At 49.2% G+C, this 14187-nt stretch carries 12 protein-coding genes; 2 read left to right on the forward strand and 10 right to left on the reverse strand.

Annotated elements, in window-relative coordinates; translation table 11 throughout:
• Positions 1–8 precede the first annotated feature (8 nt).
• Both GC128_RS13190 and tar read right to left on the reverse strand, forming a co-directional pair.
• Entirely contained in the window at positions 9–1613 is a 1605-nt protein-coding gene (locus tag GC128_RS13190; RefSeq protein ID WP_151994689.1) for a methyl-accepting chemotaxis protein, read from the reverse strand.
• 42 nt (positions 1614–1655) lie between these two features.
• Positions 1656–3317, reverse strand: coding sequence for a methyl-accepting chemotaxis protein II (gene tar / locus GC128_RS13195; protein WP_151994690.1), 1662 nt, complete (start codon positions 3315–3317; stop codon positions 1656–1658).
• 349 nt (positions 3318–3666) lie between these two features.
• On the opposite strand from tar, the gene GC128_RS13200 reads away from it, so the two are divergent.
• A complete protein-coding gene (locus tag GC128_RS13200; protein ID WP_151994691.1) occupies positions 3667–4929 on the forward strand; it encodes a dicarboxylate/amino acid:cation symporter in 1263 nt (420 codons plus the stop codon).
• Positions 4930–5009: 80 nt separating this feature from the next.
• Here the strand turns inward: GC128_RS13200 and cheW are convergent, their stop codons facing one another.
• From cheW to flhD, 6 genes are all read right to left on the reverse strand, one after another.
• Positions 5010–5510: a chemotaxis protein CheW gene (gene cheW / locus GC128_RS13205; RefSeq protein ID WP_151994692.1), complete on the reverse strand. Its 501-nt coding sequence runs from the start codon at positions 5508–5510 to the stop codon at positions 5010–5012.
• 29 nt (positions 5511–5539) lie between these two features.
• Positions 5540–7540, reverse strand: a complete 2001-nt coding sequence (gene cheA / locus GC128_RS13210; protein ID WP_151994736.1) for a chemotaxis protein CheA — start codon at positions 7538–7540, stop codon at positions 5540–5542.
• A 10-nt stretch (positions 7541–7550) separates the two neighbouring features.
• Positions 7551–8480, reverse strand: coding sequence for a flagellar motor protein MotB (gene motB, locus GC128_RS13215; RefSeq protein ID WP_034455086.1), 930 nt, complete (start codon positions 8478–8480; stop codon positions 7551–7553).
• On the reverse strand, positions 8477–9370 hold the full coding sequence (motA, locus tag GC128_RS13220; RefSeq protein ID WP_151994693.1) for a flagellar motor stator protein MotA: 894 nt from the start codon (positions 9368–9370) through the stop codon (positions 8477–8479). The genes motB and motA overlap by 4 nt, the downstream gene beginning before the upstream one ends.
• A gap of 127 nt (positions 9371–9497) precedes the next feature.
• Positions 9498–10076, reverse strand: a complete 579-nt coding sequence (flhC, locus tag GC128_RS13225; protein WP_151994694.1) for a flagellar transcriptional regulator FlhC — start codon at positions 10074–10076, stop codon at positions 9498–9500.
• A gap of 4 nt (positions 10077–10080) precedes the next feature.
• The gene (gene flhD, locus GC128_RS13230; protein WP_034455083.1) at positions 10081–10431 is read right to left on the reverse strand and encodes a flagellar transcriptional regulator FlhD; all 351 of its coding nucleotides are present in this window, start codon (positions 10429–10431) and stop codon (positions 10081–10083) included.
• An 806-nt stretch (positions 10432–11237) separates the two neighbouring features.
• Here flhD and uspC point away from each other — a divergent pair.
• The gene (gene uspC / locus GC128_RS13235; RefSeq protein WP_151994695.1) at positions 11238–11660 is read left to right on the forward strand and encodes a universal stress protein UspC; all 423 of its coding nucleotides are present in this window, start codon (positions 11238–11240) and stop codon (positions 11658–11660) included.
• Between the two features lie 297 nt (positions 11661–11957).
• On the opposite strand, the gene otsA is transcribed toward uspC, so the two are convergent.
• Both otsA and otsB read right to left on the reverse strand, forming a co-directional pair.
• Positions 11958–13382 (reverse strand): alpha,alpha-trehalose-phosphate synthase, encoded by a 1425-nt coding sequence (otsA, locus tag GC128_RS13240; protein WP_151994696.1) that lies wholly within the window; start codon positions 13380–13382, stop codon positions 11958–11960.
• A complete protein-coding gene (gene otsB / locus GC128_RS13245) occupies positions 13357–14160 on the reverse strand; it encodes a trehalose-phosphatase (RefSeq protein ID WP_151994697.1) in 804 nt (267 codons plus the stop codon). Before otsB ends, otsA begins: the two co-directional genes overlap by 26 nt.
• Positions 14161–14187 lie beyond the last annotated feature (27 nt).

Here is a 14187-nt window from a genome sequence, read left to right on the forward strand (position 1 = left end):
AATTACTTTCAGGAGGTGGCGAGCACCCCGTTGGTGACTAAATCTCTGGTGACGTCTTCATTGCCGACAGTTTCCAGATTAAACACCGATACCACACCGCTAAGGTGTTCGGCCTGGTTTGCCAGAGCATCGGTTGCTGCTGCCGCTTCTTCTACCAGCGCGGCGTTTTGCTGTGTCACTTGATCCATCTGGCTTACCGCGAGTGCTACCTGCTCGATACCACGGCGCTGTTCGTCGGATGCCGAAGCAATTTCGCCCATGATGTCGTTAACCTGCGTAACCGAACGCACGATTTCCGCCATCGTCGTGGCTGCCGTATCAACCAGTTGTGAACCGTGCTGCACGCGGTCGACCGATTCTTCAATAAGCACTTTGATCTCTTTGGCAGCCTGCGCACTGCGTTGTGCCAGGTTGCGTACTTCACCGGCCACCACGGCAAACCCACGCCCTTGCTCACCGGCACGCGCAGCTTCAACGGCGGCGTTCAGCGCCAGAATGTTGGTCTGGAAGGCGATACCATCAATCACGCTGGTGATGTCGCCAATTTTCTTCGAACTGCCCGCAATGTCGTGCATGGTGCGCGCAACGTTTGCAGCCTGTTTGCCGCCCTGTTGTGCGGTGTCTGCCGCAGTACGGGAAAGCTGTGCAGCCTGACGTGCGTTATCGGCGTTCTGGCCCACCGTTGCGGTCAGTTGCTCCATGCTGGCGGCAGTTTCAGCAAGTGATGCGGCCTGTTGTTCGGTTCGGGAAGAGAGATCGTTGTTGCCCGCGGCAATTTCAGCGATCCCGGTGTGCATCGCTCCACTGCCCTGACGCACTTGTTGCACGGTCTCTTTCAGCGCTTGCTGCATGTTTTTCAGGCTACGGAAAATCTCGGAGATTTCGTTACGCCCATACACGCTTATAGGGCGTGCTAAATCGCCTGCGGCAATGTGTTCAAAGTGGCTACGCACAATATCCAGCGGTTGCACCAGCATTCTGCGCGACCAGATAATTGAACCAATCAGCATCACGATGGCGATCACCGTCACGCTGGCGAAAATAATCGCCGAGATCTGGTAGTTCATTTTGCTGTCAGCACTCGACGCTGCCACGGTGTCATTGATGCTCTGCTGCCAGGCGTTAAAGTAAGCGTCAAAAATATCCTGTGATTTCTGAATCGGCGCACTCAGGAAGTCAGAAAGCTGATTGCTTTCAAGCCAGGTCGCCTGATGCTGTAAATCATCGCGATAAGCGGCGTAACTCTGCTTTGTCGATACCACCATATCCTCACCTTCTTTATTTAAAGGCGGGATTTCGAGGAACTGGTTAAACAGCATATCGGCCTGTTTCAGGCTGCCGCGTGCGTTCGCCATCAGGCGTTTGATATCTTCCGGCGGGTAGCTCAACGCCGTTAACGTTCCGGCACGGCTCAAGGCAGTGCTGGCCTGTAACAAAGCCGCGCGGCTTTGCGTTAAGGTGTCACGTTGCTGGTTTCCGACTTCAACCATTTTAAGATTCTGAAAATCATCCCTGAATGCCCAAAAAGACAATCCATTACTGCCAATCTGCAGCACGCCGCAGACGATCAAGATTAACAACAGAGTGGTCGAAATTCGGATACGGTTGAACATCACAGCCCCTCAGCCGGCACGTCTGCCGGCCATTAATGTTTCTTAGAAAGTTTCCCAGTTATCGTCGTGCCCGCTTGTTGTCGGCTTACTCGTTTTGATAACCGGAGCTGACGATACTGTGGCGCTAACGGACGGCGTAACAGTCGTTTCAGTCGTTAAACGGAAGGCCGCAACCAGTTGACTTAGCATGCTGGCTTGCTCTTCAAGTGCGGCAGCCGCAGAGGCTGATTCCTCAACCAAAGAGGCGTTCTGCTGAGTGACGCGGTCCATTTCTGAAACCGCCAGCGCAACCTGGTCGATACCACGGCTTTGCTCATCAGAGGCGGAGGCAATTTCGCCCATGATGTCGGTGACACGCGTAACGGCATTCACGATGTCACTCATGGTTTCTCCGGCGCTTTCAACCAGCACAGAGCCGGTATCCACGCGGGAAACAGAATCTTCGATCAGCCCTTTAATCTCTTTCGCCGCCTGGGCGCTACGCTGTGCAAGGTTGCGCACTTCGCCCGCAACGACGGCAAAACCACGCCCCTGTTCACCGGCACGCGCCGCTTCTACTGCGGCGTTCAGCGCCAGAATGTTGGTCTGGAAAGCGATGCCGTCAATCACGCCGGTAATATCAGCAATTTTCTTCGATGAACCGGCGATGTCGTGCATGGTCTTCACTACACCATCCACAACTTTGCCGCCGCGCTGAGCGGTTTCGGAGGCGCTTAACGCTAATTGAGATGCCTGACGGGCGTTTTCCGCGTTTTGTTTCACGGTCGCTGTGAGCTGTTCCATGCTAGCGGCAGTTTCTTCAAGCGATGCCGCCTGCTGTTCGGTACGGGAAGAGAGGTCGTTATTTCCGGCGGCAATTTCCGTCGCACCGCTGTAGATGGCATCAGAACCATCACGCACGCTGCCGACGGTTATGATCAGTTCTTGCTGCATATGGCGCACACTGGAAGTCAGTTCGCTAATCTCATTGCGGCCATTTGAGACGATATTTTCAGTCAGGTTGCCGTTGGCAATTTCACGAATATGCCCAATCACCACTGCCAGCGGTTGCAGCAGGATGCGGCGCATACCGAACCACACCAGCACAATCACCGCGAACAGCGCGAGTGCAAGCCCCGCAATCTGCCACTTGGCAAAGTTATAGTCGTGAGTGCTGGCAATCCAGGATTGCTCGTACATGCGATCGTTGAGCGCAATGTAGTCGCCGTATTCTTTTTCGAGGGCGTTTTGCAGGCTTTGGGTGGACTGCGCAAAATAGGCGTCCATGTTGCCGGTTTCCAGATACCCAACCAGCTCGCTCAGCGCCTGGTTGTAGTTGCGGTAATCGTCATCAATGCCCTGCACCAGCGCTTCAAGTTCTGGCGTAATCGCGGGGATTTGTTTGAAAGCTGCGTAATGTTTTTGCGCTTCAACGAGAGATTTTTTGGCGTTATTCAGCAGGTCCGTTTTTGCTGCACTTTGCCCATTGCTGGCATCCATCATCATCCGCGCCGCAGAACGGCTCAGGTTGATGCGTGTTTGCAGCATCAATTCCCAGGTATTGGCCAGTTCTGACTGCTGAACGCGTAACTCCCTGGAAACTTTAAAGCTGTCGTTATTATGTTTGAGTGAGTTAAAAAACATTCCGCCAGAGATGAGCTGGAGCAGCGCGAACACCACCAGCACCATCATTAGCATGGTGACAACGCGAATACGGTTCAACATATAACACCCTTTTAATGATTTCTTATGGGTGTTATCGGCATGTGGTATTGAAACTTTACGTGAAACTTTGGGGTGGATTTGTCGGGGGCGCTGCGCTTACACGACCTACAAGAGCTTTGGTTGAGATGTCACAGAAGATGGCGGAATAATTAATATTACTTTCGCGATTGCTATCAGATCGTTACATAAAAGACGCCACATTAACAATTGCGACAAAAAGTAAAAAATAGTTGAATCCTGCCGCGCTTTGCTTCAATTTATGGGCCGAATATATATTGGCCAATCATAAAAATTACATATGGCTCAATAAGTTAATTAATTGTTACTAATCGACGGGGTTATTACGTAATTGTCTAGTTCAAACAAACTTACGCTATTCATTCTTCTGTTCATGTTTGCCGGGATCCTCTCCGGTGCTGCAATCCATGAGTACGCAGCCGCAGAAAACATCAAAAGCTATGCCGAAAACATCACGCTGTTTACCGACATCTTTTTACGCCTGATCAAAATGGTTATTGCTCCATTGGTCTTCAGCACCCTGACCGTGGGCATTATGAAGATGGGCGAGACGTCCACCATTGGCCGCGTGGGTGGTAAAGCAATGGTGTGGTTTGTTTCATCTTCTGTGCTTTCTATTTTGGTTGGTTTGTTCATTGTCACCCTCCAGCAGCCGGGTGCTGGCATGAACCTTCAAGTGCCTGCGGGAGATGTGCAAACCGGTCTTGCTGTAAGCGGCATGAACCTGAAAGCGTTTATCTCGCACACCATTCCCACCAGCATTGCAGGCGCAATGTCGAACAACGAAATCCTGCAAATCGTCGTGTTCTCTCTGTTCTTCGGTATTGCTGGTGCGTCGCTGGGCGAGAAATTTAACACCCCGTTAGTCGCGGCTCTGGATGTGGTTTCTCACATCATGCTGAAAGTCACAGGCTATGTGATGTATGTGGCACCACTGGCTATCTTCGCGGCAATTTCTTCTGTAATTGCGACGGAAGGCCTGGGGATTTTGCTTAACTACGCATCCTTCATTGGTGGTTACTACCTCGCAATTATCCTGACTTGCATGGTGCTTGTGGGCGTTGGCTATATGGTTCTCAAGCGTGATGTTTTCCGCCTGATTGCCATGCTGAAAGACCCGGTTCTGGTCGCGTTTACCACCAGCAGCTCTGAAGCGGCTTATCCGAAAACCCTGGACCAGCTAACACGCTTTGGTTGTTCTCGTAACATTGCATCATTTGTTCTACCGATTGGTTATTCGTTCAACCTGGTCGGTTCAATGGTGTATTGCTCTTTTGCTTCTATGTTTATCGCGCAGGCTTACAACATCCACCTCACTTTCTCTGAGATTGTGGTGCTGATGCTGACATTAATGCTGGCGTCAAAAGGGATTGCAGGTGTACCGCGTTCTGCGTTGGTTGTACTGGCAGCCACCATCCCAAGCTTCAATATTCCGGTAGCAGGTATTTTACTGCTGATGGGTGTCGACCACTTCCTGGATATGGGCCGTTCTGCCATCAACGTATTGGGTAATGGTGTTGCAACAGCAATGCTGTCGAAAAATGAAGGTGAGCTGGAAGAACAAACGGAAGCAGGTGAGCGCGTAGAAGCGTAATTTTCCTGTATTTGCTGTATCTGTAAATCGAGTAGTGGCGGATGGCGTTTACGCCAATCCGCCCTATAAAGAAGTAGCTATTAAGCCACGCGCGCCGCGCTATCGACCAAAGCCATCTCTTCGCTGTTAAGCAGCTTCTCAATATTCACCAGAATCAGCATGCGGTCGCCTAATGCACCGAGACCAGTCAGATACTCAGTTGAAAGCGTCACTGCAAACTCAGGTGCCGGGCGAATTTGCTCAGCGGTCAGAGATAACACGTCAGATACACCATCGACCACAATACCCACCACGCGCTGACCAAAATTCAGCACAATGACCACGGTGTTTTCGTTATATTCCACGCCATCCTGGTCAAACTTAATACGCAGGTCGAGGATCGGCACAATCACACCACGCAGGTTAGTGACTCCCTTGATAAATGCCGGAGTATTGGCAATACGCGTTACTTGATCGTAACCGCGAATTTCCTGCACTTTTAAAATATCGATACCGTACTCTTCATCACCAAGAGTAAAGACCAGGAACTCTTGCCCTACCGTTTCCCCGGTCAGTTTTGTCACATTGCTTAATCCACTCATTTTCTTATCCTTACTCAAAACCCGGAGAATCAGGCGGCGGTGCCGGCCATACGTTGTTCACGGTTCAAACCTTGCAGCGCAGAGACATCAACAATTAGCGCCACACTGCCATCACCGAGGATGGTTGCTGCGGAAATACCCGGCACTTTGCGATAGTTGCTTTCGAGGTTTTTCACGACCACCTGATGTTGACCAATCAGCTGATCCACCAGTAGCGCGTAGCGCCGACCAGCGCTTTGCAAAATCACCACAATGCCTTGCGTCGCTTCAGTTTTCGCACCGGCAACATCAAATACTTTCCACAATTCAACCAGCGGCAGGTATTCGCCACGTACTTCAAGTACGCGCTCACCACCGGCAAGAGGATGCAGATCATCTTCTTTCGGCTGTAGCGACTCCATCACTGCGTTGAGCGGCAGGATAAACACTTCGTCGCATACTTTTACCGACATCCCATCAAGAATAGCGAGGGTTAGCGGCAGCATAATACGGATGGTGGTGCCGACATTGGCCTGCGATTTAATTTCAACATGGCCACCCATTTCCTGGATGTTACGCTTCACCACGTCCATGCCTACACCGCGCCCGGAAACGTCCGTAACCTGCTCGGCGGTAGAGAATCCAGGAGCAAAAATCAGCATGCCTACTTCGTCGTCCGACATGTTTTCATGCACTGGCATCCCCTGCGATAACGCTTTAGCAAGAATGCGCTCACGGTTCAGGCCCGCACCATCATCAGAAACTTCAATGCAGATGTTCCCACCCTGGTGTTCGGCAGAAAGAATTAAGTTACCAACTGCTGATTTCCCCGCGGTCAGGCGTTTTTCTGGAGTTTCGATACCGTGATCGAGGCTATTACGCACCAGGTGAGTCAGTGGGTCGATAATGCGTTCAATCAGACTTTTATCCAGTTCGGTGGAGCTACCTTGCAGAGTCAGTTCAACCTGTTTATCCAGTTTGCTGGCCAAATCTCGCACCAGACGCGGGAAGCGACTGAATACATACTCCATTGGCATCATACGGATAGACATTACCGACTCTTGCAAGTCACGGGCGTTACGTTGTAACTGACCCATACTGGTAATCAGTTCGCCGTGTTCAACCGGATCTAATTCATTGGATCGCTGTGCCAGCATCGACTGGGTAATCACCAGTTCGCCAACCAGGTTGATCAACTGATCAACCTTCTCAACCGCTACGCGAATACTGCTTGATTCGCTGACACGCGCAGGTTTGCTTTCTCTTTCCGTACGTGGCGCGACAGAAGCTACAGGTGCGGCAACCATCGGCTGCAAAGCGTTAACTGCAAGTGCCATCGGCACTTCTTCTGGCTCAACAGCCACGGCTGGCGCACTTGCCGTTAACGGAAGAAATTCGATTTGTTCAGGCTCGATGACAAAGCAGAGCACCGCACTAATATCATCAGCGCTGACTGTCGTCTCAATAGTTGCAGTGACAGAGTTTTCACCCTTTTCCACTTCACTTAAGGTACCGAGATTACCCAGCTCTTCGAGCAGTAAATCCAGTTCAGTGGATTTAAGCCCGGTAATCGCAATGCGCAAATTGCCATCGTTTGTTGGCAGCGCTTCGACTGACTCTTTTTCTACGACGGTCAATTTTGCAGGCGGCGCAGACATTTCGCCTTTGGCTTCCAGAGCCAGTTGGCGCAGCGCTTTGCAGATATAATCGAAACTCTCAGCATCTGGGACCTGTGAGTTTTTATAAGCGTCCAACTGTTCCTGCATAATATCTTTGGTTTCCAAAAACAGGTTGATGATATCGGTGTTGAGGTGCATCTCACCGCGCCGGGCATCGTCGAGCAGGTTTTCCATTAAATGCGTGGTTTCCTGCAAAACGGTGAAACCGAAAGTCCCGGCGCCCCCTTTAATCGAATGTGCCGCGCGGAATATGGCATTCAGCAGTTCTGAATCTGGCGCTTCAGGAAGCAGATTCAGCAGGTGCTGTTCCATATCGGCCAGTAGCTCGTCGGCCTCGTCAAAAAATGTCTGGTAAAAATCGCTGATATCCATACTCACGCTATCACCTCGTACCTGGTTGTGGCGGTAATGTGTTCTGCGCCGGTTCCGCGGCAGCAGGTTGTTGGAGAATGCTTATTGGCTGGTTATCGCTTTCTGCGTTTTCATGCACGATGGCATCCTCAGCTTGTTTGTTGAGCACCAGCAAACTAATGCGCCGGTTAATAGCATCACCTGGTCCGCGATTAGTCAGGCGCATGGTTGATGACATACCTACGACGCGCAGGACTTTGCCGTCGATTAAACCGCCTGCCATTAATTCACGCCGCGAGGCGTTGGCCCGGTCAGCGGAAAGTTCCCAGTTGCTATAACCGTGCTCGCCCATGGCATAAGGCAAGTCATCAGTGTGGCCGGATAAACTAATTTTATTTGGAAAATCATTCAGTAACGGCGCAATGCTGCGCAGAATATCGCGCATGTAAGGCTCAACTTCTGCACTGCCGTTTTTAAACATCGGGCGGTTCTGACTGTCGATTATTTGTATCCGCAGTCCCTCCTGAACCAGATCAATTTGCAGATGTGGGCGCAGCGCACGCAGCTTAGGGTCAGCCTCAATCAATTGATCCAGTTTGTCGCCCAGCCGCTTGAGGCGGTTGGCTTCCATCCGTTTTCTGAGATCTTCGATATTCGGCTGTCTTTTCACTTCGCCTTGTTGCTGTGTCACATCATCGCCACCGCCAGGAATTGGACTTTGGCTGTCGGCGATGCGTTGCCCACCGGTAATGGCAGCAGATAGTGGCGTACGGAAATAGTCGGCAATTTGCGCCAGTTCTTTAGGGCTGGATATGGAAATCAGCCACATCACCAGAAAAAAAGCCATCATTGCGGTCATGAAGTCAGCGTAGGCAATTTTCCACGAACCGTGCGCGCCGCCGCCGTGGCCTTTATGCTTACGGCGTTTTACGACAATAATCGGGCGCGCGTTGTGCTTCATACTTCTTCTTCCGTGGCACGCGATTGCGCGTTCGGAGAGCGAACTGCACGAACATGTTCTTCCAGCTCAACAAAGGATGGGCGCTCGCTGGAGTAAAGGGTTTTACGACCAAATTCGACAGCAATCGGCGGCGCATAACCATTCAGGCTTGAGAGCAATGTGACTTTTACGCACTGCATCATTTTGGTCGTTTCAGCGCTTTTTTGGCGTAAAACGGTCGCCAGCGGTGAAATAAATCCGTAGGCCAACAAAATACCGAGGAAGGTGCCGACCATTGCGTGGGCAATTAAAGAACCGAGTTCTGCTGCGGGTCTGTCGGCTGATGCCAGCGCGTGAACCACGCCCATAACTGCGGCAACAATACCGAAAGCCGGGAGTGAATCCCCCATGATGGCAAGGCTATTTGCCGGTATTTCAGCCTCACTTTCATGGGTTTCAATTTCCTCATCCATCAGCGCTTCAATTTCAAATGAGTTCATATTCCCGCTAATAATCAGGCGCAGGTAATCAATAATGAATTCCAGCATCAGAGTGTCGGCAAGAATACGCGGGTAACTGGCGAAGATTTCACTTTCTTTTGGATTTTCGATATCACGTTCGAGCGAAAACATCCCCTGTTGGCGCGATTTCGCCATCAGGCGATAAAGCAGCGCCATGAGATCCATATACATGCTTTTGGTGTATTTCGAGCGGCGAAACAGTAATGGCAACGCTTTTACCGTCGCCTTTATTGCCTTACCGTTATTACCGACGATAAAGGCCCCGATCCCCGCTCCGCCAATGATGACAAATTCAGCTGGCTGATAGAGTGCGCCAAGATGACCGCCGGTCATCATATAGCCGCCGAATACTGTCGCAATTACGACCAGATAACCTATTACAATCAGCACGAGTACATCCTTCTGCTGTTAAATGTGACGAGGAATCACAAATCAGAGGGGCAAACAGTCGGATGCGGGGCAAAAAAAAGCAGCGATAATGGCTTATCGCTGCTGGAGTGTTTACCACACCGAACTGTTAAACGGCCTGTTTGACCTGTTCATCCAGCAGTTGTGGAATAATATCGGCAGTATTCGTAGAAAGTTTACGTCTTTTTACCGCTCTCGACGGCGGCTGGCATAAACTGCAAGCAAAGCTACCTGCGGGCTGATGTGCGTGAGTAATAAAGTTACCGCCACAGCAGTTGCAACAGTTCAATTCAAGCATGTTACTTTCAACAAAACGCACCAGTGTCCAGGCGCGAGTCAGCGCCAACAGCGGCCCGCTTTCTTGTGCCGGGCATTGCTCCAGATACAAGCGGTATGCCTTAATGACTGCATCGACACCAGTACATAATCCGGTGCGCAGCAAGAACTGCCAGGCGTTGCAAAACATAGAAGCATGAATATTCTGCTCCCACGTCATAAACCAGTCGGTAGAAAAAGGCAGCATTCCTTTCGGTGGTGGGCTACCACGGAGCTCTTTATATAGTTTGATCAGTCGGCCACGGCTTAATTGCGTTTCGCTCTCCAGCATCTGCAATCTTGCGCCGAGCGTGATTAACTCCATCGCCAGTTGTATATCACGGGCTTCCTGAACAATACTTTTTTCGCTCATTTTGTTACGCCCTTTTTTTGCGAGGTGCCTCGTCTATTGCGGAGACCTCATTTAATAAGCGGGTGGATAACAAAATGCCAGTATGAATTTGCTGTAAATCATCCACACGAGAGTCTTGTGTCAGGCGGGTAATGGTTTGGTTATCGTTAAAGCGGAATTGGCAAATCAGCTGGTTAGTTTCCGCCAATTTCACCATTTGCGGCAATGTTAATTCACTCAGGGAATTGGCCATATCCTCGGTCACTCCCAAACGAAACATTGCTGAGGCTTTGTCGCTACTAATAAGACGCTGCGCAAGCAACAAATACGATAAATTAATATCGTATATATGTTTCAACAACTCGGATGTATGCATTTTGTTCATCCTGAAAAACTTACTTTTATACATGCGGTATTACCGCACCCCGTGAGTCGCCGAGAAATCCCGGTTAAAATTAAAACAACCAAAAAAGACAAATTCATTTGACTGATAACACGCACTGAATCCACCGACACGAAAATGCAGTGGAGACTTCCTTGTGGGTACGTTCTTATCCGAGCTTAAATTTCTGACATTAAATTAAGATTTTTCCTAATTCCGGGCAAACTCTACTCGTAGCCCTTTAGACATACAATGCGGATGCCTGCGAATTTTGAATTATATGTGACACAGATCACATATATTTACTTTATGACTCACCTTAAAACATCAGCAAGACTTTTCATTTGCTCATTAAACAATCAAACTCAAAATAACCGTTACGTTAATCTGGTAAAACCTTTTCGTTTGCCTAACAATCTGATGACTTACCATCAATAACGTGTCTTAAGACCTGGTTAGCTATGTGATTTATATCGCATTTTTTACCAAGCAATTTAATGCGCTGTGATAATGCTTGTTTTTAGCACATTACGCCTTGAAGTTTTCTATTTCGTGTAAGAATGGCGATAAATTCTTACACCAGGATGACAGCCGCAGTATCAATATAAATTAATACTAAAGTTTGATGGAAAAATGAGCTATCCAGGCATCCAGGCTGCTTCACAAGTTGTTTACATTAGAGTTATTAATCATTTTCCATGAGCAGACTCACATTTTCCATGGGTACTATTCTTGCGTAAGAATGTGAGTTGTAGTAAGGAAAATGTAAGTAATTTGTTATCAACAAGCAGGAGATTGTTATGAGTTACCAACATGTATTGGTTGCTGTCGCCATCAGTCCAGAAAGCCAGATCCTGGTAGAAAAGGCGGTTTCAATCGCCCGGCCGGTGAATGGGGAAATTTCGCTGATTACACTCGCATCCGACCCCGAACTTTATAATCAATTTGCCGCACCAATGATGGAAAACCTGCGGGAATTAATGCTTGAAGAGACTCAGCTTTTTATTGATGAGCTAGCTAAAAAGGCAAATTACCCTATTTCAGAAACGGTTATTGCTACCGGCGAATTAAGTGAGCACATTCTGGCAATATGTAATAAGGGTTCTGTGGATTTAGTGATTTGTGGTAACCACAATCAATCCTTTTTCAGCAAGATAATTTGCTCCGCGAAAGCAGTGGTAGCATCCAGTCAGGTTGATGTTTTGCTCGTTCCGCTGAGATAAGCAGTATTTAAGTTAAATTTGGCTTATATCATCAGAAGTAAGAGGGGTATTGATCTTAAAATTGATGTCACTCAAAGCTAACTTCAAAACAAAATTTCATAAGCTTATTCGATTTTGACCTGGCTCCGGATTTAAATAGCCCAAGCCTTACCGTGAAATGGTAATTTAATGATCTGACGAGGGATGTCAGGGGGAAGATATCCCCTTGGTACGTTCACCGTTAGCGGGTTTGCAATGCAGGTAAATCATCTATGCGAACGGAATAATCACCGCCCGGCCATAGGCGGTGGAATAGCGTCACGCCAACTTAGGAAATGTCGCCACCTTCTTTCCCATTTCAAACGCCTCATTCCGTGGAGCAACCTGCTTCAAGTCCTCTATAAACCGCTTCTGCCAGTGGTGAATATCATTCTTCTCAATCACCGTCATCATTTCGCTATGGCGTGATATCCGTTCGGCTAAAGGCATAGTTAATGCACGATCCAGGGCTGCGGCAACGTCGTCACGGTCGTAAGGATTAACAATGAGTGCGGAGGATAATTCGTTTGCGGCACCGGCGAATTTCGACAACACCAGCACACCCGGATTAGCAGGGTCTTGGGCCGCGACATACTCTTTTGCCACCAGATTCATCCCATCACGCAGTGGAGTTACTAAGCCAACATCCGCATGGCGGAATACTTTCATTACCAGCTTGCGGTCAAAATGTTGATTCAAATAGTACAGCGGTGTCCAGCCCAGCTGACCGTACTTACCATTGATGCGCCCCGCTTCAGTTTCCAACTGATGACGAATATCCTGATACGCCTGCACATCGCCACGCGAAGTGGGTGCAATTTGCGTGTAACGGATTTTCCCGTGGTGCTGGGGATAATTTTCCAGTAGCGCTTCAAAAGCGAGAAAACGTTCAGGCAATCCTTTGGAATAATCCAGTCGCTCAACCGAGAAGATGTTTTTGATACTCCCCAATTCCGCTTTAAGCTGCGCCAACTTCGGCGGCAGCGGACCCTGAGCGCTCTTTTTGATTTCTTCTGGTTCGATACCTATCGGATACACTTCAGTGCGGAAAGTATTGCCATACGCCTGATGCTGGTTTTTATCCAGGCTATCAAGCCGCGTCTGACTTGCCACACAATCCAGGAATGCCTGGCGATCGTTTTCCGTCTGAAAACCCAGTAAATCGTATTCACACAACGCTTCGAGTAACTCCTCATGCGGCGGGAGCGCGTTAAATACTTCAGGCGTTGGGAATGGGATATGTAAGAAGAAACCGATGCGGTGATTTAGCCCTTGTTTGCGGCAATCTGCTGCGAAGGGCAGCAAATGGTAGTCATGTACCCATAAGACATCGTCTTTTTCCAACAATGGCTTAAGCTTGCTCGCAAGCATGGTATTAACCCGTTGATAGCCTTCCCAAGCTTCACGCTGATAATCAACCAGATCCAGGCGATAGTGAAAGGCCGGCCAAAGGACAGCGTTGGAAAATTGCAGATAATAGCTTTCGTAGTCTTCTTTGCTGAGATTGAAAGAAGCCCAGGTAATGTTTCCCCGTTTAGTCTTTTGTAATGCAGCATCGGGGTCACCGACCTCTCCACTCCAGCCAAACCACAGCCCTCCGGCCGTCTTTAAAGCACCCAAAATCCCCACAGCCAAGCCACCTGCACCACCTTTCTTATCGTCCGGTGGTGCAATGCGATTAGAGACTACCACTAAGCGACTCATAATCTTCTCCCCGTAAAATATCTGACTTTTGTTGTTCTATGTGATGCGTTAATTTGCCAAGCCAGTGATAAACCATGCGCACGTTTGCCAGTCGGAAGTTAGCAATCGTGTCGCCATTTCCCACTTTAATGGTCACCCCTCCAAGGGCGTTAACCTGTTTAAACCCTGCTTCATCTGTTAAATCATCACCAATAAAAATCGGTGTGCGGCCCGCAAAGGGTGCCTCCTGCATAAATGCGCGAATAGCAGCACCTTTATCGATGCCCAAAGGTTTCAACTCCACGACACATTTCCCCGGTTGCAACGCCAGTTCAGGAAAGCGCAGTGTCATTTGCTGTGCCAATTCAAAAATAGCCTCTTCTGCTTCGGGTGCCTGGCGGTAATGCAGCGCAAAAGCCATCCCTTTAGCTTCAAGTTCAGTACCCGGAAGCTGTAAAAGCGCATTGCTTAAATGCTGATGTAATGCGGTTACTACCGGTTCAGGGAGCGTTACTACATGGGTTTTATCATTGATATCACGGCGTTCTGCCCCATGCACACCCGCAAGCGGGAAGTGAAATGGAGTGGCGAGCTTATCTAGCTCAGTCATTGAGCGCCCTGAAATCAATGCCAACGCCCCACCACTCATGACCGACATTTTTTGCAGCAATGTGCGCACCGCAGCGGGAATATAAACCTGATCCGGGTGCGGTTTGATTTCTGCAAGCGTGCCATCGAGGTCGAAGAAAAAGGCAAGGTTTCCTGAAAGTAGAGGCGGTACAGATGCAACTTCAGCCACCAGCGGCTCCTCCTTACATAGTTAGTA

The organism is Buttiauxella massiliensis (assembly GCF_902500225.1).
In the GTDB taxonomy this organism is placed as follows: Bacteria; Pseudomonadota; Gammaproteobacteria; order Enterobacterales; family Enterobacteriaceae; genus Buttiauxella; species Buttiauxella massiliensis.